This is a genomic window from Paraglaciecola sp. QJM3NY_14 (genome assembly GCF_056173245.1).
The window spans coordinates 117365-143070 of the sequence record NZ_CM149664.1 but is presented as its reverse complement, the minus strand read 5'-3'; the positions used below and the strand labels follow the sequence as shown (position 1 = coordinate 143070).

Annotated in this window: 21 protein-coding genes and 1 pseudogene; 10 read left to right on the top strand and 12 right to left on the bottom strand. The window is 46.7% G+C overall.

Translation table 11 applies throughout. From position 1 onward, the window contains the following. Position 1 precedes the first annotated feature (1 nt). From AC0VYA_RS00615 to AC0VYA_RS00605, 3 genes are read left to right on the top strand one after another with little or no spacing between them, the layout of a single operon-like run. Entirely contained in the window at positions 2–1189 is a 1188-nt protein-coding gene (locus AC0VYA_RS00615) for an AGE family epimerase/isomerase (RefSeq protein ID WP_475489732.1), read from the top strand. 12 nt (positions 1190–1201) lie between these two features. Beyond that, the gene (locus AC0VYA_RS00610; protein ID WP_475489731.1) at positions 1202–3430 is read left to right on the top strand and encodes a GH92 family glycosyl hydrolase; all 2229 of its coding nucleotides are present in this window, start codon (positions 1202–1204) and stop codon (positions 3428–3430) included. Beyond that, entirely contained in the window at positions 3427–5709 is a 2283-nt protein-coding gene (locus tag AC0VYA_RS00605) for a GH92 family glycosyl hydrolase (protein ID WP_475489730.1), read from the top strand. Before AC0VYA_RS00610 ends, AC0VYA_RS00605 begins: the two co-directional genes overlap by 4 nt. A 106-nt stretch (positions 5710–5815) precedes the next feature. Here the strand turns inward: AC0VYA_RS00605 and AC0VYA_RS00600 are convergent, their stop codons facing one another. Continuing rightward, entirely contained in the window at positions 5816–6922 is a 1107-nt protein-coding gene (locus AC0VYA_RS00600; RefSeq protein WP_475489729.1) for a YeiH family protein, read from the bottom strand. A 118-nt stretch (positions 6923–7040) separates the two neighbouring features. Here AC0VYA_RS00600 and AC0VYA_RS00595 point away from each other — a divergent pair, with 118 nt between their 5' ends. Continuing rightward, positions 7041–7925 carry a LysR substrate-binding domain-containing protein gene (locus AC0VYA_RS00595; protein WP_473477377.1) on the top strand — a complete coding sequence of 295 codons (885 nt, stop codon included), beginning with the start codon at positions 7041–7043 and terminating at the stop codon, positions 7923–7925. A 4-nt stretch (positions 7926–7929) separates the two neighbouring features. Here the strand turns inward: AC0VYA_RS00595 and AC0VYA_RS00590 are convergent, their stop codons facing one another. Next, positions 7930–8499: a GNAT family N-acetyltransferase gene (locus AC0VYA_RS00590; protein ID WP_473477374.1), complete on the bottom strand. Its 570-nt coding sequence runs from the start codon at positions 8497–8499 to the stop codon at positions 7930–7932. Positions 8500–8538: 39 nt separating this feature from the next. Further along, positions 8539–10490 (bottom strand): annotated as a pseudogene (locus AC0VYA_RS00585) (ATP-binding cassette domain-containing protein). A 79-nt stretch (positions 10491–10569) separates the two neighbouring features. On the opposite strand from AC0VYA_RS00585, the gene AC0VYA_RS00580 reads away from it, so the two are divergent. Continuing rightward, positions 10570–10776 (top strand): YheV family putative zinc ribbon protein, encoded by a 207-nt coding sequence (locus AC0VYA_RS00580; RefSeq protein WP_006993525.1) that lies wholly within the window; start codon positions 10570–10572, stop codon positions 10774–10776. A gap of 39 nt (positions 10777–10815) precedes the next feature. Here the strand turns inward: AC0VYA_RS00580 and AC0VYA_RS00575 are convergent, their stop codons facing one another. Further along, a complete protein-coding gene (locus tag AC0VYA_RS00575; RefSeq protein WP_006993524.1) occupies positions 10816–11028 on the bottom strand; it encodes a SlyX family protein in 213 nt (70 codons plus the stop codon). Positions 11029–11040: 12 nt separating this feature from the next. After that, positions 11041–12015 carry a WD40 repeat domain-containing protein gene (locus AC0VYA_RS00570; RefSeq protein ID WP_475489728.1) on the bottom strand — a complete coding sequence of 325 codons (975 nt, stop codon included), beginning with the start codon at positions 12013–12015 and terminating at the stop codon, positions 11041–11043. A gap of 118 nt (positions 12016–12133) precedes the next feature. Here AC0VYA_RS00570 and fkpA point away from each other — a divergent pair, with 118 nt between their 5' ends. Together fkpA and greB are read left to right on the top strand one after the other, a co-directional pair. Continuing rightward, the gene (gene fkpA, locus AC0VYA_RS00565; RefSeq protein WP_006993522.1) at positions 12134–12883 is read left to right on the top strand and encodes an FKBP-type peptidyl-prolyl cis-trans isomerase; all 750 of its coding nucleotides are present in this window, start codon (positions 12134–12136) and stop codon (positions 12881–12883) included. A 457-nt stretch (positions 12884–13340) separates the two neighbouring features. Beyond that, complete coding sequence (gene greB, locus AC0VYA_RS00560) at positions 13341–13817, top strand: transcription elongation factor GreB (RefSeq protein WP_006993520.1); 477 nt, start codon at positions 13341–13343, stop codon at positions 13815–13817. Between the two features lie 82 nt (positions 13818–13899). On the opposite strand, the gene AC0VYA_RS00555 is transcribed toward greB, so the two are convergent. The 3 genes from AC0VYA_RS00555 to AC0VYA_RS00545 form a co-directional block, all read right to left on the bottom strand. Further along, positions 13900–14301 carry a GFA family protein gene (locus tag AC0VYA_RS00555; protein ID WP_475489727.1) on the bottom strand — a complete coding sequence of 134 codons (402 nt, stop codon included), beginning with the start codon at positions 14299–14301 and terminating at the stop codon, positions 13900–13902. A 1415-nt stretch (positions 14302–15716) separates the two neighbouring features. Further along, the gene (locus AC0VYA_RS00550; RefSeq protein WP_475489726.1) at positions 15717–16856 is read right to left on the bottom strand and encodes an acyl-CoA dehydrogenase family protein; all 1140 of its coding nucleotides are present in this window, start codon (positions 16854–16856) and stop codon (positions 15717–15719) included. A gap of 2 nt (positions 16857–16858) precedes the next feature. Next, positions 16859–18040, bottom strand: coding sequence for an acyl-CoA dehydrogenase family protein (locus AC0VYA_RS00545; RefSeq protein ID WP_475489725.1), 1182 nt, complete (start codon positions 18038–18040; stop codon positions 16859–16861). 204 nt (positions 18041–18244) lie between these two features. On the opposite strand from AC0VYA_RS00545, the gene AC0VYA_RS00540 reads away from it, so the two are divergent. Beyond that, positions 18245–19231 (top strand): GlxA family transcriptional regulator, encoded by a 987-nt coding sequence (locus tag AC0VYA_RS00540; RefSeq protein ID WP_475489724.1) that lies wholly within the window; start codon positions 18245–18247, stop codon positions 19229–19231. 4 nt (positions 19232–19235) lie between these two features. Here AC0VYA_RS00540 and AC0VYA_RS00535 read toward each other — a convergent pair whose 3' ends face one another. From AC0VYA_RS00535 to AC0VYA_RS00525, 3 genes are all read right to left on the bottom strand, one after another. Continuing rightward, the gene (locus tag AC0VYA_RS00535) at positions 19236–20606 is read right to left on the bottom strand and encodes a vWA domain-containing protein (RefSeq protein WP_475489723.1); all 1371 of its coding nucleotides are present in this window, start codon (positions 20604–20606) and stop codon (positions 19236–19238) included. Further along, complete coding sequence (locus AC0VYA_RS00530) at positions 20607–21542, bottom strand: AAA family ATPase (RefSeq protein ID WP_475489722.1); 936 nt, start codon at positions 21540–21542, stop codon at positions 20607–20609. Between the two features lie 379 nt (positions 21543–21921). After that, the gene (locus tag AC0VYA_RS00525) at positions 21922–22350 is read right to left on the bottom strand and encodes an organic hydroperoxide resistance protein (protein ID WP_475489721.1); all 429 of its coding nucleotides are present in this window, start codon (positions 22348–22350) and stop codon (positions 21922–21924) included. 129 nt (positions 22351–22479) lie between these two features. On the opposite strand from AC0VYA_RS00525, the gene AC0VYA_RS00520 reads away from it, so the two are divergent. Together AC0VYA_RS00520 and AC0VYA_RS00515 are read left to right on the top strand one after the other, a co-directional pair. Continuing rightward, positions 22480–22920, top strand: coding sequence for a MarR family winged helix-turn-helix transcriptional regulator (locus AC0VYA_RS00520; RefSeq protein WP_475489720.1), 441 nt, complete (start codon positions 22480–22482; stop codon positions 22918–22920). 109 nt (positions 22921–23029) lie between these two features. Further along, positions 23030–24301 (top strand): hypothetical protein, encoded by a 1272-nt coding sequence (locus AC0VYA_RS00515; protein WP_475489719.1) that lies wholly within the window; start codon positions 23030–23032, stop codon positions 24299–24301. Between the two features lie 105 nt (positions 24302–24406). On the opposite strand, the gene AC0VYA_RS00510 is transcribed toward AC0VYA_RS00515, so the two are convergent. After that, a complete protein-coding gene (locus tag AC0VYA_RS00510; RefSeq protein ID WP_475489718.1) occupies positions 24407–25525 on the bottom strand; it encodes a nucleoside hydrolase in 1119 nt (372 codons plus the stop codon). Positions 25526–25706 lie beyond the last annotated feature (181 nt).

Sequence of the window (25706 nt, the reverse complement as noted above, 5' to 3'; positions counted from 1 at the left end):
GATGAACTATCACAGCCCCGCATTTTTAATGACCCACTGCCAAGATATCTTGAATTTTTATGATCCTAGGGTGAAAGACGCCCAAGGCGGTTACTTTCAGAACTACATGGATAACGGCGATCTGTTTGATTCAGGCTTTAAACAACTGGTTAGCAGTACACGTATAGTGGTGAACTATGCCGCAGCAGGCATGCTATTTCAGCGCGACGATTATTTAGCCATGGCCCGTCACGGTCTGGATTTCGTCGAACAGATTCACTGGCAGCCAGATGCTGACGGTTACGCCTGGACTCTGCAAGACAACCAACCTCAAGACATGACACAGCAAGCCTACGGCTATGCATTTGTTTTGCTCGCTTACGCTGCTGGGCGCAAAGCCGGAATTGTGACCAACAACGACATGCTGCTAAAAACCTACCAACAACTTGAGAGCCGTTTTTGGCAAGCTGAGTTTGGTTTATACGCAGATGAAATTAGCCCAGCGGGTGAACTCAGCCCTTATCGCGGTCAAAACTCCAATATGCATTTATGTGAAGCTATGTTGGCGGCTTATGAAGCCAGCGGCGAGAAAGTGTTTCTGACACGGGCGCAAACCCTTGCTGAAAACATTGCCTTTCGTCAAGCGGACTTAACTGACGGCCTGATTTGGGAACACTACACCACTGACTTTCAGCCGGACTGGGAATACAACAAAGACGATCCCAAAAATCTGTATCGTCCTTGGGGGTTTCAACCCGGCCATCAAACAGAGTGGACCAAGTTGCTGTTAATTTTGCATCGCCATGCCCCAGATCAAAAACTGGTTGAGCGGGCGAAAAGCTTATTCGATCGTGCTTATGAAAAATGCTGGGACGCCACCCACGGTGGGTTAATTTACGGTTTCGCACCCGATGGCACTTGGTGTGACGACGACAAATACTTCTGGGTACAGGCAGAGAGCTTTGCCGCAGCTGCGATGTTATTTTCAGTCACCCAAGATGAGCAATACCTCACTCAATACAATGCGCTCTGGGACTACAGCTGGGAGCATATGATTGATCATCAATACGGTGCTTGGTTCAGAGTACTTCATCGAGGTAACAGTAAATACAGTGAGCAGAAAAGTGCTGCGGGCGCTAAGTGTGACTACCACACCTTGGGCGCGTGTTTCGAAGTATTGCGCACGCTCGGCAATACCAGCTTAAAGTAAACGGATACCAGCATGATGAAACAGATATTCATTACCGGCGCTGTGTTGGCGTTATGCGCATGTACGCAGCCGACTCCAGACGCCACCGTAAACACGCCTCAGGCAATTGATCCCTTAGATTATGTGGATCCGTTTATCGGCACTGACGGCAAAGGCAAAACTTATCCCGGTGCTACCGTGCCTTACGGCATGGTGCAACTAAGCCCAGATAATGGGCGCACGGGCTGGGATTGGATTTCAGGTTATTTTTATCCCGATAACATCATTGCTGGTTTTAGTCATACCCATTTATCTGGCACGGGGGCCGGTGATTTGTATGACATTTCATTCATGCCTTTAACCCGACCTTTTCATCGAGAAAAAACCGAAGGTGGCCCTGAGAATGGCACCATTGTCTCTCGGTTTAGCCATCAAAATGAGCAAGCATCACCTGGATATTATCAGGTGTTTTTAGATGATTACGGGGTGAATGTAGAGCTAACCGCAGGGCTTCGCACCGGTTTTCAGAAATACCAGTTTGCTGATGATGCAACCCAGGGCGTGGTACGTGTAGACTTAGGCTACAGTCGAAATTGGGATAAAACCCTAGAGACTCACATTCAAATTATCAATGATAAGGCCATCGCTGGTTACCGCAAATCCACTGGCTGGGCTAGCGATCAGCGCGTGTTCTTTTACAGCCAATTTTCACAGCCGATTGATCGCTACACCTTGAACACAAACGGAGTGACAAGCCAAGAGCAATCAGCCTCTGGTGAAAATATAGCGGCGGAGTTCGATTTTTATTTCTCTGAGGCCAGCAGCAAAAAGCTAGTTACGGTGCGCACCGCTATTAGCTCAGTCAGCATAGAGAACGCCAAGCAAAACCTGCTTGCCCAAGGACCAGATAAAACCTTTGAACAAGTAAAAACGCTTGCCCAGCAAGCATGGCGAGAGCAACTTAGCACAGTAGAAATAAGCGCTGACAAAGATGACATGATCCAGTTTTATACGGCCATGTATCACACTGCGTTAGCACCTCGGGTGTTTTCCGACAGTAACGGGGAATATAAAGGCCCTGATGGCGAAGTTCATAAAAGTGAACGCTACCCTAGATACGAGTTCTTCTCTTTGTGGGACACGTTTCGTGCCTTACACCCATGGAAAACGATTGTTGAACCCACTCGCACCCGAGAGCTCATGGCTTCGATCATGGCGCATTACAATGTGGCAGGTCGCCTACCCGTTTGGAACTTTCAAGGCAATGAAACAGACATGATGATGGGTTACCACAGTGTCCCTGTGCTTATCGATGCCTATTTCAAAGGCCTGCTAGACGCCAGCGGTGAAGAAGTACTCGCAGCAGCTATACAAAGCGCCACTCAAAATGAGTTCGGTTTAGAGAGTTATCAAACATTGGGCTATGTGCCCTTTGAAGAGCGTAGTTGGAACGTATCGCTAACCTTGGAATACGCCTTTGATGATTGGGCGATTGCTCAGTTGGCCAGTTCCTTAGGTGAAAATGAGGTATCTCAAACGTACCAATCACGAGGACAAAACTATCGTAACCTGTTCGACCCACAAAGCGAGTTTATGCGTGCCAAAAGCGTAAATGGTGAGTTTCGCAGCGATTTCGACCCGAATGCCTACCATCCAGAGGACTACTGCGAGGCCAACGCTTGGCAATACAGCTTCTTTGTGCCACAAGATGTCACTGGGTTAATCGATATAATGGGCGGTGCGGCGCCGTTTGAAGCTCAACTGGATGCGATGTTCGAAGCCGAGCAAACCGTGGGCGAGTTCCCCGAGTGGATTTCAGGCTACATAGGTCAGTATGTGCATGGCAACGAGCCAAGCCACCATGTGCCTTACCTCTATCAATACGTTGGCAAGGGTTACAAAACACAAAAATACGTACGCCAAGTGATGGACGAGCTTTATCATACCGCCCCTGATGGCTTGTCGGGTAATGAAGATGCAGGCCAAATGTCGGCGTGGTACCTATTCAGCGCATTAGGCTTTTATCCCGTTAATCCGGTATCAGGGGAATATGTGTTAGGTAGCCCAGAAGTTTCTTCTGCCAAGATTCATTTAGAAAATGGCAAAACCTTTAGCGTGCAAGCGCTCAATCAATCGAAAGAGAATGTGTATGTTCAAAGCGTGAGCCTAAATGGTCAGCCTTTGCAGCAATTCTTTATCCGTCACAGTGATATATTAGCCGGCGGAAATTTGGTATTTGAAATGGGAGCCCAGCCAAAATGAAAATATTAGTCAATATGGCAGTTGCTGCGCTTACTTTGGCCGGTGTCGGCTGTTCAGTTGCTAAAACGCCTAACGAAGTTACCGGGGAAACATCGCAAAAAACACCTGCCGAGTATGTTAACCCGTTTATTGGCACCTCCAATTTTGGAGCGACCCATCCGGGGGCGCAGTACCCTCATGCACTCACATCGGTTGCGCCTTTTAACGTTGCGTTCGAACACAAAAAACTGAATGAGTTTGAAAAAGATGCCGCGTGGAATTCACGCGTATACATCCACGAAAATAAATTTTTGACTGGTTTTACCCATGTGAATTTAAGCGGGGTTGGCTGCCCAGAGTTAGGGGTCATTAATATCATGCCCACCGCAGGCAATTTAGAATTAGACGCCCAGCAATACGGTTCAACCTATTCGAACGAGCAGGCAAGTCCGGGCTACTACCAAACCACACTCGATAAATATGGCATCAAGGCAGAAGCCACCAGCACATTGCGTACAGGCCTAAGCCGCTACACCTTTCCCGCAGGCCAAAGCAATATCATTGTTAATTTGGGCCTAGGCTTAACCAACGAAACCGGCGGCTCTCTCAAGGTTGTGTCTGAGCAAGAAATTGAAGGCTCTCGCACGGTAGGCACGTTTTGCTATAACCCCCAAGACGTGCGCCCTGTGTACTTCGTAGCACGTTTTAGTAAACCAGCCAAAGCCTTGGGCACGTTTAAGAAAATGCCAGCGTTCACAGGGGTGGAAGGCGAATGGATGCAGCACAATAACAGCATCAAGCCTTATCCGAATTATCAGCGCGTTATGAGCGGTGACAATATCGGTGCTTACATGCGTTTCGATACACAGGCTAACGAGCAAGTTGAAGTCAAGGTAGGTATTTCTTATGTCAGCATCGAAAACGCGCGGCAGAACCTAAACACTGAACAGCCCGACTTTGCCTTTGATCGCATCCGCAAAGACGCCCAAGACGCTTGGAATGGCTTACTCTCACGCATCGAAGTACAAGGTAGCGAGCATAACAAAACGCTGCTTTACACTGGCCTGTATCACAGTTTAATTCACCCCAGTATCATTCAAGATGTGAACGGCGAGTACCCGATCATGAGCCAGCAACACACGGCGAAAGTGGGCAATACGCAGGGTAAAAACCGCTATTCGATATATTCACTGTGGGACACGAGTCGTAACCTGCATCCATTGCTAAGTTTGGTCTACCCTGAAATCCAATCACAAATGGTTGATTCTGCTCTTAGTATGTATCAAGAAAGTGGTTGGTTACCCAAGTGGGAGTTACTCAGCATGGAAACCCAAACCATGGTCGGTGACCCAGCTACCGCCATGATTGCTGACACCTATTTACGCGGCGTACACACCTTTGATGTAGAGCTGGCTTACCAAGCCATGCAAAAATCCGCAGACACAGTAGAAAACAACCCTATTCGCCCTGAGAACCCAGACTACCTGAATTTAGGGTATGTGCCTGTTGATGACGAAGAGCCGTTCGACGGTAGCGTGTCTACCAGTCTTGAATATTACGTGGCGGACTTCGCTCTAGGTCAGCTTGCAAAACGTTTAGGTCGCGACCAAGATGCGCAAAAGTACCTGGCCCAAGCACAGAACTATAAGACCTTATTTGATGAAAGTACTGGCATGCTGCGCCCGAAAAAACGCAGTGGTGACTGGTTAACCCCTTACGATCCCGAATTAGGGCGCAACTTTGAACCCGCACCGGGTTACATTGAAGGCAATGCATGGAATTACCGCTTCTATGTGCCTTTTGATATGCCAGGTTTAATCGCGTTAAATGGTGGTGACAGTGCTTTTATAGCCGCATTAAACGCCACCTTCGATACCAACAACTTCGATATGGGTAACGAACCCGATATTACTTACCCTTACCTATTTAACTACGTGCAAGGCCAAGAGCATAACACCGCGCAGCATGTAAAAAGGCTGATAGCGAAGTACTTTACCAATCAACCGGCTGGGCTGCCCGGCAATGACGATGCTGGCACTATGTCAGCATGGTTAGTCTTCAGCTTATTAGGCATTTACCCTGTCTCTCCTGGGGACATGGACTATGCCCTAACAAGTACAGCGTTTGACGAAGTGACCATTCATCTCGACTCAAAATATTATGCAGGCAAAACCCTGATCATAACCCCTTTGGGCCAAGGACAAACACAGCCTTCTCTTAATGGCGATCCGCTAAGTAAGGCATTTATTAGCCATCAGCAACTTACCCAAGGTGCGAAGTTGCGCTTAAAAGCTCAGTAATTGGATTGTGAGTCAGCGTTTTATGGATGACATAAAATGCTGACTCTTTGGGTAAAACGTCCGTTCTTGATATTGCGAGTGGTTCAATTACGCGTTGTTATATTAGCTATAACCACTGAGCTATCACTAAATTCAGCCCATATCCGCCTAGGGTTAAGAACAAAAACAAACAGCTTGCTAGTAGCAAGGGTTTTACGCCAGCTTGGCGGATTGCGCCTATGTGCGTTCGAAGCCCTAACGCCACCATGGCAATGGTAAGTAACACGCCGTCTAAATGCACAACTTGCTCGGTAATATCAGGTGAAACCAACTGGCTAGAATTAATCCCACTGGCAACAATAAATAGTAGGGCAAACCAGGGGATCATGATGTTGCTTTTACCACTGTCGCCCTGTGAGCTAGCTCCGTCGACCACTTTGCCCGTAGCGCGCTTGTTGCTTTGCCACAGCGATAACAGCACTAAAAACGGGGCAAGCATCATCACCCTGAGCATTTTCTCAATCACCGCCGCGTTAGCGGCTTCAGAGCTAACAGCACTGCCTGCCGCCACGACTTGCGCCACTTCGTGAATCGTTGAACCAGCGAAAATACCGTATGCATGCTCACTGAGGCCTAAGTAACCTTGGGCAATGGGATAAACAAACATGCTCAAGGTGCCAAACACCACCACGGTAGCGACTGCGACTGAAACTTTGTGCGCTTGAGCTTTTACCACAGGCTCTGTAGCCATCACCGCCGCTGCACCACAAATAGCGCTACCGGCACCAATCAAAATGGTGGTTTGCTCGTCTAACTTAAATACCCGTTTACCAAGTTGCACTGCCAGCCAAAAAGTTAAGCTCAATATGGCGATGTCAGTAATTAACCCTTGCCAGCCGACTCCCGCCACTTGTGCGAAGGTAATGCGAAAACCAAACAACACCACACCGGCTTTTAATAAGGTACTTTTGGCGTAATCTACGCCTATATCAGTGTGCGTGGCCATGCTCGAGAACAAAGTGTTACCAACAATAATCCCCAACACAATGCCTATGGTTAGCGCGCTCAAGCCAAGATGTTGAACAAAGGAAACATGACTCAGATAAGTGGCGATAAACGCGATGCTTGTTACTAAGACTAAACCTAACCACCAGCGTGAATCGCTATAATGATGGCGTGTGCTTGAGGTACCATCTTGCCCCGTAATGAAAAAACGCTTAACTGCCCCGAACATAAAGCTACTCCTATCGATGGGTGTAGTACCTGATTAAAAGTTGACTTGATGATAGGCAGCGTCAAAATATAACTCCAATACATATAAATCATGGATTGATAACTAAAGGTTAATTAATATGAATTTACATGCGCTCAGGGTTTTTCATAGCGTTGCTCATTTGGGCAGTTTCTCCCAAGCGGCTGAGGCGCTTTATATTAGCCAACCCGCGGTTTCAAAAGCACTCAAAGAGCTTGAACATCAACTGGGTATGCAACTCATTGAGCGAGCAGCTAAAGGAAAGAAGTTAGCTTTAACCCAAGGTGGGCAGAGCTTGTTTAATCATGCCCGCAGTATTTTTGCGATTGAACAAGCGGCACTTGAGGACGTAAGAGCACGCACAGGATTAAAACAAGGCACTCTGGTTATAGGCGCCAGCACCACTATAGCCGGTTACTGGTTAGCGCCTTATCTAGCCCGTTTTAATCAACAATACCCGAAAATTAAAGTAGAAGTGCAAGTAGCCAATACCGCGCAAATTGAACAGGCATTACTGGCCTGCACCATTGACTTTGCATTGGTGGAAGGGAGTGCAAGCGACCCACACATTAGCAGCCAGCATTGGCAAGACGACCCCATGAGTATTGTGTATTCAAGCTCCTTGAAACCCACAGATAACAAAGAAAAATGGCTAAGCGAGCAACGCTGGTTGCTGCGGGAGCCTGGCTCGGGCACCCGGCAAATGTCATTTTCGCTATTGGCCGAACAAGGCATAGCAGTGAATGACAGTATGCAACTAGGCAGTAATGAGGCGATAGCTCGTGGCGTCACTCAAGGAATGGGAGTGGCGTTATTGCCCCAAGTTGTCACCGAAGATTTACTTGCGCTGAAAAAATTAAAGGTAATTTCTACTCAAAAAAGCAAGCTGTTGTCTCGGCCTTTGTACCAGCTAGAATACCGTGACCGGCCATCGTCACCGGCAGCTAATGCCTTTGCGCAGATCTTGTATCAGGCAGTTAACTAATCGCTCACTTGCCGCTTTGACTTGTTTGCTCAAGCCAAGCATTTCGGGTGATGTGATATAAAACATGTTCCGCTAACGGATGTTCAGGGGCAATATCTGGGTGAATAAAGTTATTGAGTGAATCTTGCAATCCAATTCGCGCCATAACGGCCCGAGAGGGTTGATTCGTTTTTGAAGTAAACGAGACCACCTCTGGCAGCCCCAGCTCATTAAACGCATATTCTAACGCCTTTTTCGCCCCTTCAGTGGCGAAGCCATTACCCCAATATTGAGGAAGCAGACGCCAGCCTATCTCAACACAAGGGGAGCACGGCATGTTTGCATTTGGCGTATGCAAACCCACAAAGCCAATAAACGCCTCACCCTCTTTCTCACTCACCGCCCACAAACCCCACCCTCGCTGCTGAATCAAAGATTGGCATTTGTCCGCTAAGTGATCGCTTTGCGCCCGAGTATAGGGGGAAGGGAAATAACGCATGGCCTCAAGGTCAGAATTTAACGCGTAGAATGGCTCATAGTCGCTTGCCTTCCAGTTTCGCAATATGAGCCTGTCAGTTTCCAGTTGCTGAGACATCCTTTTCTCCTTCTGTATTCACCGATTTTCGATAGCGAGCTAACCCGTCACCTGAGCATCAAATTCGGCCTGTTTGGCTTCAATTTGCTCTTGGGCATCTAGCCACAGCATTTCTGCTTCTTCTTGGGCAACTTTGCAACTCGCTTGGTCTGCTAATAGCACTTTTAACTCGGCTTTTTTATCGGCATTGTAAATATCTGGGTCTGCCATTTTTTGCTCTATGCCTTCAAGTTTGGCTTCAAGCTCGGCCATTTTTTTCTCTTGGGTTTGCACCGTTTTGCGCAGAGATTGCGTCGCTTGCCTAAATTCAGCCTCTAAGCGCTTAATAATCTTACGATCTAGCTTTGGCTCTTTGTTCTCAGCGCCTTCTTTGTCAGCAACACCTTTGGCTGTCGCCAACTTATCGGCTGATTGTTTTTCTCGGTCTGATTTTAGCAACCAATCACGATAATCATCTAAGTCCCCATCAAACATAGTGACTTGCTGGTTATCCACCAAATAAAAGTCATCACAAACCGATGTAAGTAAATATCGATCGTGAGACACCAACACCATTGCCCCTTCAAACCCCTGAAGGGCCATATTCAGCGCATGGCGCATGTCTAAGTCTAAATGGTTGGTAGGCTCATCGAGTAGCAACAAGTTAGGCTTTTGATACACAGTTAGCGCCAACACTAAGCGCGCTTTTTCCCCCCCGACATGGGTGCCACACGTCCTAGGGCATCGTCCCCCCTAAAACCAAAGCCGCCTAAATAATCCCGCAGACTTTGTTCGGTGGCTTTTGGATCGAGGCGCTGTATATGGGCGAGAGCTGAGTCGTCAGCGCGCAAATATTCCAATTGATGCTGAGCAAAATAGCCAATGCGCAAACCCGCTGAGGTTTCGTAAATGCCTTGCATGGGCTCTTTTTCCCCAGCAAGTAGTTTAATTAACGTTGATTTACCCGCACCATTTCTACCAAGTAGCCCAATTCGGCTACCGGGCACTAAATTAAGATGCAGTTTTTCCAAGATAATTGTGTCGTCGTACCCCAGTCGTACCTGCTCCATTTTTACCAGTGGGTTAGGTAATTTGGGCGGCATAAAAAACTCAAAACTAAACTGTGAAGCGGCAAGCGCTGGCAATAAAGTTTCCATTTTCTCCAGTTGCTTCACACGACTTTGAGCCTGCTTGGCCTTGCTCGCTTTAGCACCGAAACGATTGATAAACGACTCTAAATGGGCAATTTTATCTTGTTGCTTCTGAAACTGTAGGTTCTGTAAGCGCAAGCGCTCTGCACGTTGGCGCTCGAAGGCATCGTAGTTACCTGTGTAGCTAACTAGTTGCTGTTGCTCAACGCTGATAATTTCGTTCACTGTGCTATCCAAAAAGGACTTATCGTGAGATATCAGTAACAAGGTGCCAGCGTAGCGCTGCAACCACTTTTCAAGCCAAATGACAGCGTCTAAATCTAAGTGGTTGGTGGGCTCATCAAGCAGTAATAAGTCTGAATGGCATAAAAGTGCTTGCGCCAAGTTCAAACGCATACGCCAACCACCTGAAAACGCGGTGACCGGACGGGCAATAGCGTCATTCGCAAAACCTAAGCCTGCTAATATGGTGGCCGCGCGGGATTCAATATCGTAAGCACCTGCATGGTCTAATTGGCCGTGTAGCGCGGCGATTATAACGCCATCATGGGCGTCTTCCGCTGCACGCAATTCTGCCTGTAAGCGGCGGTATAGCTTGTCGCCGTCAATCACATAATCAAGGGCTGAGCGCTCAACCGCTGGGGTTTCCTGGGCAACGGATACGACCTGCCAGTCTTTAGGGATATTGCACTCGCCTTGCTCAGGGTGTAATTCTCCCCGAATAAGCGCAAACAAGCTGGATTTTCCACAGCCATTTGCACCGATAAGACCTGCTTTATGCCCTGGGTACAGCACTGCATTGGTTTCATGTAGCAAGGTTTTGTTGCCACGCATAAGGGATAAATCAGAAATTTGGATCATGAATGCCTATTGACGGATAACATAGTCGGTCGATTGCGGTATGATAGCAAGATGACTGACCGAAGAAATCCTCTTGATTATGACGACGAAAATTAAAAAGCGTTTTATCGCTGGGGCCACCTGCCCTCAATGTAAAAGCATGGATACACTGATGCTTTACTTCGAGAACAATGTTGAAAAGATGGAATGTGTACAGTGCCATTATCAACAAACCCAAACTGATAAAGAAGTGACGCAAGCCTCTCGCCAAAGCGAAAACGTGATTGGCGTATTTAAACCCGAATAACGGCGTTTACTTTGGCAGAAATCAGTTATCGTTTAGCCTCTAGTAATGCGGTGGCGGCGGTTCAACTTCTTGTGAATCGCCGCTGGGCACATCAATTTCTTTGACCTTGTTAATGACATGAGACAACTGAAACTCTAATAGTTCGAGTTGCTTCTGTTGCTTAATCAAGGCTTTGTTTAGTTCTTCTATGGTGTCCTCTTGAAAAGCCACCTTCATTTGTAGCTGCTCTATATCTGCTTCTATGTGTTGCATAACCTACTCTAATTACTGATTTATTTGCCAAAACTCAGCTAAACCACTGCTGCTTTCTGTCACAATTTGATTGTCTTTAGCAAATCCCACCCCGTATACCACTGCGGTCTGCGGACGGCTACCTTCTCTGGGTGACACCTGCCATTCTTGTATTTCTTTTCCATCGGTCACGCGCCACAAATTTAATCGCTTAGCGGGTGAGCCCGTTAACAAGTACTGGCCGTCTTTTGAAAACGCGGCGCTGCTGAATATTTTCTGCCGGGCAAGGTAATGCAAATTACTCACTTCTTCACCTGTGACTAAGTCCCACACCCTAGCATCACGCTTACTATCGGCGGTAAAGCCATAGCGCCCTTCATCGTCTAACGCCACTTTGGTCACGCGACTTGAATGGGTGAAACTATGAATAACCTGACCTGTTCGGGTATCCCACAGATAAGCAGTGTAATCATTGCCACCGGTAAGGGCGTAAAAACCATTAGGAGACAAATCCACACTGTTCACTTTTTCTTGATGCCCTAAAAACTCTAAACGCCGACCGGTTTTGGGCTCAAAAAACATTACCTTACCATTGCCTCGGCCAACCAGTATCCCCCGCCCTTGGTTTGATACCGCCACATCACGAATACTTGACTCATCGATACGCCAGAAGCCTTCTGGCTCGCCACTGGCCACATTCCAAAGGGCAAAGGCGTCACGGTCAGATGTCACCACATAACTATTATCAAAAGCGATGTGTACATTAGCGACTAAATTATTTCCCTCGCCTTGGTGCTGCCAAGTGTAGCGTTTTTCATTTTTTTTCAGGTCCCAAACCGCTATGCCCCCCGTAACGCTCGACACCACAGCTAGCGACGCATCCGCTGATATATCAGCGGCATAGGCGCCATCATCAGCATGTCGCCACGAGGTTACTGGTGTTGACGATTGCCCGCTACAGCCAGTTAGCAATAATAAAATTAAACTTAATCGTAACAAGACGGTCAATGGATTGTTCCTAATTGGGTTTCTCTTTTCACTCAGGGCGTTTAGTATAAGCGCTTTATCAAGTTGAAACACTTCACAAGTCACGTATTCGACACATATTATCTCAGGGGAGAAGTAAATGAAAAAAACCGCTATCGCGATTCTAATTACCTCAGCCATTGGCCTTACCGCCTGTGGTCAACAAGACACGGATTTACTAAAAGTTGAAGAGCAAAAGCTTGAAACAGAAGCACAGCAGCAAGCTTATGCAATGGGCGCGAGCGTGGGACAGTTCATCGAGCAAAAAATGAATGAACAAGAAGCACTAGACGTTAACCTCGATAAAGACTTAGTGGTTAAAGGATTTGTAGCGGCGCTACAGGGTCAGTCTCAGCTTGATATGAAAGAGATTCAAACGCTTACATTAGCTATGGAAGCGGCTTCACGTGAAAAGCAAAAAGCTATTTCTGATGCAAAAGCAGAAACAAACATTGCTGATGGCGAGAAATTCCTTGCTGAAAACGCAGAGCGTGAAGGCGTAACAGTGACCGATTCAGGTTTACAGTACGAAGTCATGAGCGAAGGCGAAGGTGCATCTCCTACTGCTGAAGACACTGTAACCGTACATTACAAAGGCACATTGCTAGATGGCACTGAGTTTGACTCATCTTATAGCCGCGGCGAGCCAGCAACCTTCCCTCTTTCGCGCGTCATTCCTGGTTGGACCGAAGGTGTGCAGTTGATGAAAGTGGGCTCTAAGTTCAAATTCTTCATTCCATCTGAGCTGGCTTACGGCGAGCGCGCGACTGGAAAAATTACGCCTAATTCAACGCTAGTATTTGAAGTAGAGCTATTAGATGTTGCTTCTGCTGAAGGTGCTGCTGAATAAGCCCCCCGGGTTTAGTGCTATATAGGTAATAAATGCACAGACATAAAAAAACCGAACATCATTGATGTTCGGTTTTTTCTTTACTCATCAGCCTCTTTCCTTGCTGAACCTTATTCCCTCGGTTTTCTACCCTTCGAAAGGGTTATTTGGCCCAGAATATCCGGGTAATTTTTTGAATTTGGTATGCTGTATCTCTGCAGATGCCCTACCTTAGCACCAAAAAATAAGGGTAAATTTGATCTAATCAGACAGCTAACTATCGCGGCTGCGTGTTAACTATTTGATGACTTAAGACTAGACTAAAGTCGATAAAAACAGAAGCTGGCAAAGGTCATATTTTTGTAATAAATTGCGCTAACAAAATGGTTTTTATTCCTGCTGGCTTTAAGAGGATCGCATACCATATCGCAATTTTTCTCGCGTCTAATTACAAGTATCTGTTTTAAAAGGACAAGCATTGAAAACAAAACTCATTACCCCTGAAGGCTACAAAAAACTCAACGACGAGCATGATGAACTGTGGCTAAAACAACGCCCAGAGATCACTAAAATCGTCACATGGGCAGCCAGCTTGGGTGACAGAAGTGAAAATGCGGATTACCAATACAACAAGCGAAAGTTGCGAGAAATCGACAGACGCGTTCGCTACCTACGCAAGCTCCTGCCTGAATTACAAATCGTTAATTACTCCCCTCAGCAAGCGGGTAAAGTATTCTTTGGTGCTTGGGTAGAGATTGAAAACGATGAAGGCGAAACAAAGCAATTTCGCATTGTCGGTCCAGAAGAAATCTACGGCGATGCTAAAGGCTACATTTCTATCGACTCCCCCATGGCCAGAGCGTTAATCAAGAAAGAAGTAGATGATGTCGCCAGTGTCAAAACCCCCACCGGCTACAAAGACTGGTACGTTACCTCGATTGAATATAAAAAATAGCGTCGAACAACCCGCTCCTTGCTCGAACCTTTTTGAAAACTACCGGATGAATTATTAAATCATTAGGTTATGTAATGGCTGCTCACTCCGGTAATCCGTCGAACACTATGATTCCCTCTAACTCAGTATCCCAATAAGCTTTGCTGGCTGAAAAAATTTGGGCAGTCGGTGACATGGAAATTTCAGTGTCTAGGCACCCTGCTGGTACAATGAGCAACCCTGCCATATGGGTATTTGGCAGTGCTGAACCGCAGAGCTTACAAAAACTTTTACTGTGACGAGTATTAGGGAGCGCAAATGAAGTCACTGCATGTAAACCCGACAGCCAGACCAATTCTGCGGACTGTGAGAATAAATTTGCCGCATGAGCCGAACCTGTATCCTTTTGGCAGCGGTGACAACGACACAAATAAAAACTGTCAAACTCTCCTTTTATCGCAAAGCTGACCGTTTCACAAAGACAAGAACCTAAATGCTCATTCATTGGACTCCCTCTATTAACTGCGGTTTGAAGACAAATAACATTAGGGCGTGTTGATCTTTGCTGAACGAATTTTGGTCTAAATGGAAGCGTTTTAATCGCGAAACAGTCCTGCGGGCCTAGTGGGCTAAGTCAAAGGACTGTGACAAAGAGTAAAATACTTCCATGACGACCCCTTCGGGCAGCGCCTGTGTACTGTTTATACCGCGTTGAATGCTTTTGATTTAGCCCACTAGACCTTCAAACATTCGCCTTGCCTAAACAGTACACAGACCGCTGCAAAAATGAACAGAAAAGATCAACACGCCCTAGTATTATCCAGAAAATTTCCGTCTTTCAATGCATGTCTTTTTTAGCATAATCGGTAACCTAGGGTACAGGTTGAATTTTTCCAGTTTTTTGCTTTTCACTTATGGGAATACAGGGTAGTTCCAAGATCTTACTCTGTACACGAAGCGCATGCTTTAGTGAGTGTAGCGAATCCATTGGCGACTCACACTTTTCGTTAAAAGCCGTGACTTGTCAGATGGCCAGTCAAGGGTGAAGCCGAGGATTTTAGGAGCATCGCTCCTATCGGGTGAACGATTCGCCATGGATGGCGAAGCTGTAACTCCGTTATGGGGAAAGCCACCAAGGAGGGGTGTAAACTCAGCTTTGTATTATACGTTTTCGAAGAGCTAAGTTAGCGAGGTGCTTCACAAGCGATCTGCAAGGATGCAGAAAGGTAGAGCAACGCATCAGCAGTTGCCGAGATGTTACCTTTCGCCGTTCGAGCATTGAAGTCGAGTTCAAATATGGGAGCAAAAATTGGCCGGAGGCGGCCTTTACAAAGTACGTCCTGTACTTTGCCCTACGGGCCATCCTTCGGATGTTTAAAATGGTTCCCGACCATTTTGTCTTGTTGACTCTTTCTTAACTGTTAAAGAAAGAGTCACTCGAACCTCATGGATGAGGTTTGAAACAAAGCATGGATGCAGGTACGTGAAGCGTATGCCCCGTGGCCGTAAGCCATAAATAAGCGTAGCGCATGTTTTATTTCCGACTCAAGTCACCCCGAGCATCGAAGGCTAACGTTGGATTAATTGCATGGATGCAATTCAAGTGAAAGCCGCGTCGGGAAAGCGTTTTCACGACCTGTGTTAGACGAGACGCACAGGGAATAAGTGACTTGCTGGAGGGCGGCCTTTCTTGGTTACTTCTTTCGGCTGTTGGAAAGAAGTGACTGGCTGACCATGGATGGTCTGTCATATCCAGCAGGGAAGCTGGTACGCGAAGCGTATGCCCCGTGGCCGTAGGCCATAAATAAGCGAAGCGCATAGTGAACAACGTGAATGCTTTACGTGCACGCTGTGCGTGCGGTAAAAACAAAAAAGCCAGCTATGTCAGCTGGCTTTAATATCGACTCTAAAAATAAACCATTAGTCTGTATAAGCTAAACGGTTAAACTTCTGTTGCTGATAATCTGCATCACCGAAGGTGGTGTTAATCATCATCAAGCGCTTAACGTAATGGCCTACATCTAACTCATCCGTTAACCCCATACCGCCATGCAATTGAATGGCTTCATCACCAATCAATTTACCGTTGCGCCCAATCATCACTTTCAGTGCAGCGATATTTTTAGCTAAATCTTCGGCTCCGCTTTCTGCAGAACACACTGCACGGTATAAAATAGACTTGGCTTGTTCGCCCGCCATAAACATATCCACCATGCGATGTTGCAACGCTTGAAAGCTACTGATCGCCACACCGAATTGTTGACGCGTTTTAGTGTATTCAATGGTGGTGGTATTGAGCTTTTGCATAATACCCATGGCTTCTGCGCACAGAGCAATCGTCACGTCGCTAACCACAGCATCTATCAGCTTGTAACCATCGTCGACTTCACCAACGACGTGGTTTGCCGCTACGCGTACATCAGTGAGTTTGATGTTAGCGACTAGCTGACCGTCCATTAAGCGGTAAGCAGTGCGCTGTACACCCGGTGCATCTGCATCAATCAAAAACAGGGTGATACCTGCTTCATCGCACTGATCGCCTGAGGTTCTGGCAGACACAATCATCTTGTTGGCGGCTGCACCATTGAACACAACGGTTTTTTCACCGCTGAGCACAAAGTCATCACCGTCACGCTTTGCTTGGGTTTTCACGTCCGCTAGTTCAAAACGGCTTTGACGCTCAACATAAGCAAATGCGCCTTGCAGTGAGCCATCAATGATCTTTTCAATATTCGCATCTTTCAGTGCTGCGTTGCCGCTTTTACTCAATAAACCACCGAACATCAGCACGGTTGCCACAAACGGTTCAACCACTAGGCCTTTGCCCATTTCTTCCATAACGGCCATGACGTCAGTGGGACCGCCACCAAAACCACCGTAAGCTTCTTCAAATGGAATAGACAACCAACCCAACTCTGCGAAAGTTTGCCAATTGTCAGGATTAAACCCTAATGCATTGGCGGCATTGCTGCGGCGTGCTTCAAAGTCGTATTCGTCTTGCACAAAGCGCGCAACGCTGTCTTTGAGCATGTTTTGTTCTTCAGATAAATTAAAATTCATGATCAAAGACCCAGTACGTATTTAGCGGTAATGTTTTTCTGCACTTCGTTTGACCCACCGTAGATAGTAGCGGCTCGTCCGTACATATATGCTTTTCTTGCGTCGTGACCAAAGGCGTGACCAATACTTTCAGCGGTTTCATCGCCGTGTAGCACACCGCTGTAATAACCCGCTAAGTCCATGTACATCTGTTGGATAGCTTGTTGAATTTCGGTACCTTTAATTTTTAGCAACGAAGATTCCACGCCCGGCCCTTTGCCATCTGCTGTTGATGCCAAAACGCGAAGCTCGGTGTATTCCAATGCCATCAACTCTATTTCTGTGTTCGACAAGCGATTTTGGAATTGCACGTCTTCGATCAGTGGACGCCCGCCGCTGATTTCTTCACTGAGTAACTTGCGCAAGTCACGCAAACGGCGCTTTGAGTCAGCCACAGCAGCAATTGAAGTACGCTCATGTGCTAACAAGGCTTTGGCGTAGGTCCAACCTTTATCTTGCTCGCCGATGCGATTAGCCACGGGAACGCGCACGTTGTCGAACACCACTTCATTCAAGCTGTGATGATCGTCAATGGAGGAGATTTTATTCACGGTAATGCCTGGGCTCTTCATGTCAATCAGTAAGAAACTGATACCGTCTTGACGCTTACCTGATGAGTCAGTGCGCACTAGACAGAAAATCCAGTCGGCGTATTGGGCGTAGGTAGTCCACACCTTAGCGCCGTTAACAATGTAATCATCACCGTCTAATTCTGCTTTGGTTTTTAGTGCGGCTAAATCAGAACCTGCACCTGGCTCTGAGTAACCTTGACACCACCAATCTTGGCTTTTAAGAATGCGGGGTAAAAAGCGTTTTTTCTGTTCGTCGTTACCGAAGCCATAAATAACCGGTGCAACCATTTTTAGGCCAAAAGGCACCACATCAGGGGCGCCTGCGAGTGAACGCTCGGTCTCAAAAATGAAGTTTTCAGTCACTGACCAAGCAACACCGCCATGCTCTACTGGCCAGCCTGGGGCTAACCAGCCTTTGTCGTTTAGTTTGTTCTGCCACTCGATTTGCGCCGGTTTGAACTCTTCATCTTCACCACGGATCCTGCGTGCTAAATCTTCGGTCCAATTCTCTGCTAAAAATTCGCGCACTTGGTCACGAAAGGCTAATTCCTCAGCCGAAAAGGTAATATCCACTTGCTGCATCCTCGTTCAATTGATCATTTGTAGCTAATAAACAGCCACCGCATTTTAATACTGCATACCACTACTGTACGCCCCTTCCTTCTTTTTGTACTTAGGGTAAAATGCCACTTAATCTGGCATATGTGCCAAATAACACGTATGCAAAAATGATGCTCTCAGCCAATGGCGGATATATAACAAAGCGGAGTGGATACTGTGGCAGATGCGAAATGGCGGGTAGCCTTGCTGATTTTTAACGGCGCTTGGGCGTCCACTGTGTATGGCTCAATGGAGCTATTTCACAGCGTTAATTTGCGCCGCCCTAAGGATCAGCAGTTTCACTGCGATTTGGTAGGTGCTGATAGCCAGCCAGTGCAACTGTATGGCGGGCAGTCAATTCAAGGTGATGCCGTTATTGGTAATGAACCATATGACCTGATTATGCTGGCCCATTACTGGGGTGATTTTCAGCACCTTACCGAGCAATACCCAAGCATTCCCCCGTGGCTGGCTAAACAGCATGCAAAGGGAGCACGCATAGCAGGGGTTAACAGCGGTATTTTTTGGGCGGCAGAAGCGGGGCTGTTAGATGGCGGACGTGCCACTACCTATTGGCGACATTTGCGCGAGTTCGAACGGCGATACCCAAAGGTGCAGTGGCAGGCTAACCAAGCCAGTGTTGAGCATGCCAGAATTTATAGCTCAAACGGGCAGAATGCGTCGATGGATTTAAGCTTACACTTGGTTGAGAAGTTTTGCGGCGCATCCATTGCTGCTGGCTTGGCCCGAGACATCAGCTTTGATAGTCGTCGTACTTATGATTTAAATTTGATCAATATCGCGGGGTTTCGTCAGCATCGAGACGTGGGTATTCACCGGGCACAAGACTGGCTAGACGAGCATTTTACCCAAAGCGTTGCGCTACAAGCGTTGGCTAATCAAATTGGCATGAGCAGACGCACCTTTATTCGCCGCTTTCAAAAAGCAACCGGTGAGCTACCCTCTCGCTATTTGCAACGACTGCGAATAGAAGCCGCTAAGCACCGCTTGGGCAATACCCAAGACAGCATTAAAACCATTGGAATGGGTGTGGGTTATCGGGATATCAGCTCATTTTCGAAGGTGTTTAAGTCTTTGACAGATGTGACCCCGAGGGAATATCGCCAGCGTTTGCGCCCAACGGACACTAAAACGCAGGCTTAGCGTATTACGAATACTTTAAAATTCGGCCAAATATACCTTCAATGTCTTTCAAATTACGGCATGGCTCAACACTACTGCACCAAGGCGAATACTTAGACATGATTGAATCGCCCGTGTCCCAGCTGTTGTGTTGCTCTGGGTTTAGCCACAGCACCCGTTTACTTTGGCGATACACTTTCTGCCAAATGTCGGTGCGCCCATCCCCGTCGTTATTGCGTGCATCTCCGAGCAAAATAACCGTGGTTTTTTTATCGATACTGGTTAGGGCTTGATCCTGAAAGCCTGCCAGCGCCTTGCCATAATCGGTCGACAGGCCGCCCCAACGTTGCATAATTTTTTCCAGTGCGGATTCTATGTCTTCTTGTTGTAATAGCGTGGTGACTTCAATCATATCTGAGGCAAACACGAACGAGCGTACTTTGGGGATAACGTCTTGCAGTGAATACAAAAACAATAACAAGAAACGCGCCACGCGACTCACTGAACCACTGACGTCACAAATCACCATGATTTTAGGTCGCTCTACGCGCGTTGCCTTCCAGCGAGTGTGAAACAAGGCACCATCAAACGCTGCATTTGCCGCAATGGTTTTACGAACATCTAATTGCCCGCGCTTACGGGTTAGGCGCCTACGGCTGTGTTGGGTGGCTAGTTTGCGCGCCGCCTTTTGCACTAAGCGCTGCATTAGTGCGTAATCGGTATGCTCAAGTTGGCTTAATTTTGCTTGCTGTAGGTGATCTTCACGAAACTTCGCCCCCTTGTGCCGAGCGAAAATAAGGTATTGCTGCTCTACATAGTCTTTCACTTGCTCAAGCAAACGTGCACGGGCCTGTGTTAGTTGATCTTGCAGTCTTTTTTGTTCTGGGCTATCTGGCGTAGCGCGAAGTTCAGCGCTTAATTCATCCCCCCCAAGGCGTTGCATTATTTTGTAAGCGAAGTGATTCTTTTGAGTAAAGAAAACAATAGAAGATAGATCTTCGGCTTTCGCCGCTTGTGCAATGGCTAACGCCATATCTTGTTGTTGTGCGAGTGACTGCCCTAATGCAGAGCTAGCAGTGGCTGCCGACTCGCCTTTTGCCTCAGCGTTTTCTTGATTTTGTCTTTGCTGCTTGTCTGTCGCTTCTAGCGATTCAAGCGTACCGTCGTCGCCGTCTTTCTCATTTTCGATATTAGCAAAATACAACTCAAACAATTCGTGGTACGTGGCTTGGTCTTGTTGGCGCTTCACTAGCGTGAGCGCCAATACGGATTTGGCTGTTGCTCGCGACTCAAGCCCCAACAGCCCAATCGCCTTTATCGCATCTAACGATTCGGCCGGGGATATAGGCAAACCCGCTTCACGCAGTGCACCAATAAAATCAGCGATAAAACGCACTTAAGCCAAACCTTTGAGCAAATTGGTGATCTCTGGCTCGACTAACTCAATGTCATCCTGAAATTTTAACAGTAGGTTAAGCGTTTCTTTAACCCAGTGCGGGTCAAGCTCTTCAACGTTCAAAAGCAGTAGCGCCCTCGCCCAATCGATCGTTTCGCTAACCGCGGGGGATTTCTTCAAAGGCATGTCGCGTAGCTTGGCAATCAGCGCCACAATTTGCTCTCGTAACTGGGCGTCTAAATTATCCACTTGAGCAGCCAAAATACGACTTTCCAGCTCAGTGTCGGGGAAAGGAATATACAGGTGCAAGCAGCGGCGTTTCAACGCATCACCAAGCTCACGCGTATTGTTGCTAGTCAACATCACGATGGGCGTTGAATTTGCTTTTACCGTGCCAATTTCGGGTATAGACACTTGATAATCTGACAGTAACTCAAGTAAGAAGGCCTCAAACTCCTGATCTGCCTTGTCAATTTCATCCACCAGCAATACAGCGCCTTCTTCGCTTTGCAAAGCTTGTAACAAGGGCCTGGGCTCTAAAAAATCCTGTGAATAAAAAATATCACCAAAATCATGTAATCGGGCGATGGACTCATCCAATCCCCGCGCGCCCCTAAGCACATCACCTAACTGTTCTTTTAGCACTTGGGTATAGAGCAATTGCTTGCCGTATTTCCACTCGTATAAGGCTTTTGACTCATCCAGCCCTTCATAGCACTGCATGCGAATAAGTGGTGCATTGAGATACGCAGCGGTGATTTTAGCGAGCTCGGTCTTTCCCACACCAGGCGGTCCTTCAATCAAGATAGGCTTTTGTAAGTGACACGCTAAGTAAATGGCCGTCGCCACAGAGGGGCTGCAAATGTAGCCTAAGGCCTCGAACTGACGTTGAATTACCTCTGGGGAAGCAATTTTTTCTTGGTGTTTAATGATCACGAGTATCCAGCGTCTTAGGGAAATTATTGGGCATTATTTGTGTAAGGCTTGGGCAAATGCAAATCGTTATGGCTGTTGATGCGCAATCAATTAGTTTAATAGTTAGGCAAAACGTGAGCATGAAAAAAGCGTTGTAAATCCGCTTAATATCATTAATCTGAACGGGAAATGTGCTGCGTCATTAATAGATAATAAGGAATAACGCTATGGACCAACTGTGGTTTTTAATACCTGTGACGGTGTTTGTGCTTGGCAGTATTTGGATGGCCTCGAGACTAAAACACGACGACACTCTAAATGATCATAAAGACGGATTAGAATAGCGAATATTTTTTAAGCCAGCTAATAAAAGCTGGCTTATTATTGCTGCGTGGCAGTACTAAATAACTGAAATTTCCACTTCGATATTGCCACGGGTGGCATTTGAATAAGGGCACACTTGATGCGCTTTCTCCACCAAAGCTTGGGCTTGCCTTTTGTCCATGTCCCCTAGTGATACCGCCAATTTTGCGGCAATACCAAAACCATTTTCGATACCACCAATAGATACCTCTGAATTAATGTACACATCACTAGGCAAGGCGATTTTGGCTTGGCCTGCCACCGCTTTTAACGCGCCGATAAAACACGCGGCATAACCCGCTGCAAATAATTGCTCAGGATTTGTGCCCTGCCCGTCATCACCCCCTAACCCTTTAGGCGTCGATAGCGTGACATCTAAACGACCATCATCAGATTTTGCTGAACCAGCACGGCCCCCTGTTGCAGTGGCTTTTGCTGTGTATGCGACATTTTGTAATACGTTCATAAATTTCTCCGCGGTGAGTTTTTTAGTAAAGTTAAACGATGAATTTATTTTGCATGCAAAATATTAAACCGGATAAATACTCTTTGCAAATAATTTGCATGCAAATTAAAATATTTGTCGAGGTAAATTATGTCGTTTGAAAACTTACAGTTAAAAAATCAGCTATGTCATCGCTTGTACATGGCTTCCAATAATATCGCCCGTGTCTATCGCGAGCCTTTACTTGCACTGAATCTGACCTACCCGCAATATGTGGTGATGATGGCGTTATGGGAAAAGGACGGGATCACCATCGCCCAACTCATCGAGCAAACCGCTATCGATGGTGGCGCGATGACACAAATTTTGAAAAAGATGGCAGACAAAGAGCTGCTTAACATCATTAAAGACGAGCAAGACAAACGAAAACGGGTAATAAAGCTCAGTGACTCAGGCCAAGCGTTAAAGCTTAAAGCCACAGACGTCCCCGACAAAGTATTGTGTCAATTTGCAGCGATTACCCCAGCACAAAGTAAACAGCTAATGGATTTGCTTGATTTGGTTGTGGCTTCGTCATCGTCTGCTGATTAACAACTAACGATGCAGTTCTCCGTTATAAACTATAGAAAATAGCTATAAATATCAGTTACTAAAGAGGTACACTCAGTACACCTTTACTCTTTGATTTGGCAGGTCTGGTTTGCAACAGGCATTAACTTATTTGGGCACCCTTGATGATGTGGTGCAACGTTACCCTTGGAATATGGAAATGGGTCAGCAGCAGTTTAACCAGATGTTGATCCGTAAGGCCCTATTGGGTGAAAAAGTCATTATTAACGATGGTTACTTGCTAAACCATCCTTTTGCTCGCCACGCTTTGCTTAACCCTAGTTCTTCCCCATTAAAAGCCTTAATCGAAGCAAACTTTGTACAAATTATGTCCCGTAGTGGCTCATTGTTAGACGTGGCCGAGAAAATGTCAGCCCAAGGCGTAGAAAGTTTTCAGGCCCTACAAAAGAGTGCCGACTGGCCTGCACTACACACAATGCTAAAGCAGTGGGAGCCGGGGTTACAACGTATCGAGAACTTCATCTCTTGGCCTAAGAAACACATTAGCCACGGTTTTGACAATATGCTTGGGCGCAGCCGCGATTTACAGGTTGAAGACCTCGGCATGACGGCTGTGTCTAACGATGACTTTCAGCGGGTATTTGATTTATACACATCGAAAAACAAAACCGACAAAGAAGCGACGCGCACCCGCTGGGAGCAAGCGTGTTTAAGTATTTTGGGTGATGCGCCTGATGCCAAGGTAAAGATAAATGAGTTAATGGGTTTGGCCACCGAAGCTTATCATTACAACTTTGCTGTGTGCTTAAGCTCTCAGTTTAGTGAGCGAAAAATTTTGGTCGAGACCCGCTATAGCCGCGCATTTGCTGATCTCATTCAACTCGGTCAACCAACTGAGTCTGAACTGGTAGATATTCCTTCTATTCAAATACCGCAGAAACTACGCTTCGACCGCCCACAATTATGGAAAGAGTTGGTCGACCCATTTAGTGACGTCGCGGGTATGCAAAAGGAATATCAAGATATCATGGAGCAGTTTTTTGCCGGCCAAGCCAATGCCAAGCTGGTTGAAGAGGTTTCAATCAAATACTCAAGAGCCTTGTCTGAGCATTTCGAAAGCGACGAGCCAGACGGGGGCATAAAAAAAGTGGCCTTGAGTATTGGCTTTTTAGGCCTTGGTTTGGTGGCAGGAGGCCCTGTAACAGCGGGGCTGCTGTGGCTGGCTGAAAATAGTTTACTGCCTACTGTCACTCGGGTATTTAAACTCAGAGACAAAGGTTTTTTTAAAAAACAAGCGAGCGCTCAACCGCTGGACCTAAGCCGCAAAAACACCCTAAGTTCGGTGTCTATATCCCTGCCATTAGCCAAGAAACTCGCTAAGGATATTCCTGACTTTGCTTAACTAAGTCAGGCTGATTCAGTCATTAATCGAATAGATAAGCGAGTAAACCAAGCAAAGACCGTTAGCTTGAGCGAACCGGCTAACGGCTTTGAACGTACTAGCGCATCAGATGGCCTTGTTGCCTGATTGCTTTTCAATATTAAGTATTTCAATCAACGCATCGAACGCTCTTTGTGGCTGGGTGTGGCGGCATATTTTCACTTTTGGATTGTCACCGCCAATGCGGGTAATACCAAATGTAGCGGGGTCGTAATGAGAGCGAGGTAGACCGGCTTCAGTGACGTCTGGCATGCTGGTATCTACCCATTTATCCCCAGCGGCCACCTTGGTATGTTCAACCCATACCGACTGCATTTCGCCTTGGCATAGCTCAGGTTCAACCACCACGAGTGCGGCTAACACGTCCCAAAAGTAATACTCATCCGATTCGATAAACCAGTCGTTGTCGTCTAATACTTTATCCCAAAACTCTGCTGCTTGGGTTTTAACCTGTGACTTAAAACGCTTGGCGTATTCTGGGGTCACCATGACCTGATTGGTTAAATCGAGCCCGACTACTTCTACCGCTAAATCAGATGTAAATACGATATCTGCCGCCACCGCATCTACGTATATGTTCCACTCAGCTTTTTTGTTGGGGTGATCCCCCGTAAAGCCAGGCACAATAATATTGCCTGGGGCATCGAAACCGCCCCCCATCATCACTAAGCGCGAAACTTTGGGTATATCTTGCGGGTATTTCTGCAGCCACTGGGCGATATTCGTTAAGCTACCAGCACTGAGTAATACTACTTGCTCATTTTGCTGGCTAAGCAGCTGATGAATCAAATCAACAGCATCAAGCTCTGTTGGCTTACGGTTGGTTTTGGGCACAGGCACCCCTGACAGGGTATCCGCTTGTTGCCGCCACGGGGCCGGAAAGGCATAGTAACCATCCATCGGGAAATCATCACCACACGCAAAGGGCACATCTGGCGAATTTGACAGCGCCAACAAGCCCGGAATATTCACCATATTATCAGCGCAGTGACCTTCCCCTACCCCATTTGATGTCACTCCGAGCAATTCAATCTCTGGGTGATTCGCTACCACCAGCATGGCCGACCAATCGTCGATCCCCATGTCGGTATCATAAATGACTTTTTCAGCAGATGCAGTGGAACAAAAAATAGAAAATACGAAGAGCAGCGACGCATTAGATAAGCAGGAAAAACCTTGAAACATCTCAATACCAATAACAAATTATAAAAGGAGCGCAAATGTAGCAAAAACAACACCACATTTCTCTTTATAAACAAGCCTTTAAATTCAGGGCTTTACAACCTATATAACAATTCATCAACGTGCTTATCTGCACCACCGCATCAAACATTGCACCATTAGGTAAATACACTTCTTATTATGT

What these genes read in the sequence shown, in the direction of transcription:
- AC0VYA_RS00575 (WP_006993524.1), bottom strand. Translation starts at nt 11,028, where the DNA reads ATGCAACACATAGAAGCAGATATAGAGCAGCTACAAATGAAGGTGGCT.
- AC0VYA_RS00525 (WP_475489721.1), bottom strand. Translation starts at nt 22,350, where the DNA reads ATGAACGTATTACAAAATGTCGCATACACAGCAAAAGCCACTGCAACA.
- AC0VYA_RS00550 (WP_475489726.1), bottom strand. Translation starts at nt 16,856, where the DNA reads ATGAATTTTAATTTATCTGAAGAACAAAACATGCTCAAAGACAGCGTT.
- AC0VYA_RS00595 (WP_473477377.1), top strand. Translation starts at nt 7,041, where the DNA reads ATGAATTTACATGCGCTCAGGGTTTTTCATAGCGTTGCTCATTTGGGC.
- AC0VYA_RS00615 (WP_475489732.1), top strand. Translation starts at nt 2, where the DNA reads ATGAACTATCACAGCCCCGCATTTTTAATGACCCACTGCCAAGATATC.
- AC0VYA_RS00600 (WP_475489729.1), bottom strand. Translation starts at nt 6,922, where the DNA reads ATGTTCGGGGCAGTTAAGCGTTTTTTCATTACGGGGCAAGATGGTACC.
- AC0VYA_RS00510 (WP_475489718.1), bottom strand. Translation starts at nt 25,525, where the DNA reads ATGTTTCAAGGTTTTTCCTGCTTATCTAATGCGTCGCTGCTCTTCGTA.
- AC0VYA_RS00555 (WP_475489727.1), bottom strand. Translation starts at nt 14,301, where the DNA reads ATGAATGAGCATTTAGGTTCTTGTCTTTGTGAAACGGTCAGCTTTGCG.
- AC0VYA_RS00610 (WP_475489731.1), top strand. Translation starts at nt 1,202, where the DNA reads ATGATGAAACAGATATTCATTACCGGCGCTGTGTTGGCGTTATGCGCA.
- AC0VYA_RS00590 (WP_473477374.1), bottom strand. Translation starts at nt 8,499, where the DNA reads ATGTCTCAGCAACTGGAAACTGACAGGCTCATATTGCGAAACTGGAAG.
- AC0VYA_RS00580 (WP_006993525.1), top strand. Translation starts at nt 10,570, where the DNA reads ATGACGACGAAAATTAAAAAGCGTTTTATCGCTGGGGCCACCTGCCCT.
- AC0VYA_RS00520 (WP_475489720.1), top strand. Translation starts at nt 22,480, where the DNA reads ATGTCGTTTGAAAACTTACAGTTAAAAAATCAGCTATGTCATCGCTTG.
- fkpA (WP_006993522.1), top strand. Translation starts at nt 12,134, where the DNA reads ATGAAAAAAACCGCTATCGCGATTCTAATTACCTCAGCCATTGGCCTT.
- AC0VYA_RS00605 (WP_475489730.1), top strand. Translation starts at nt 3,427, where the DNA reads ATGAAAATATTAGTCAATATGGCAGTTGCTGCGCTTACTTTGGCCGGT.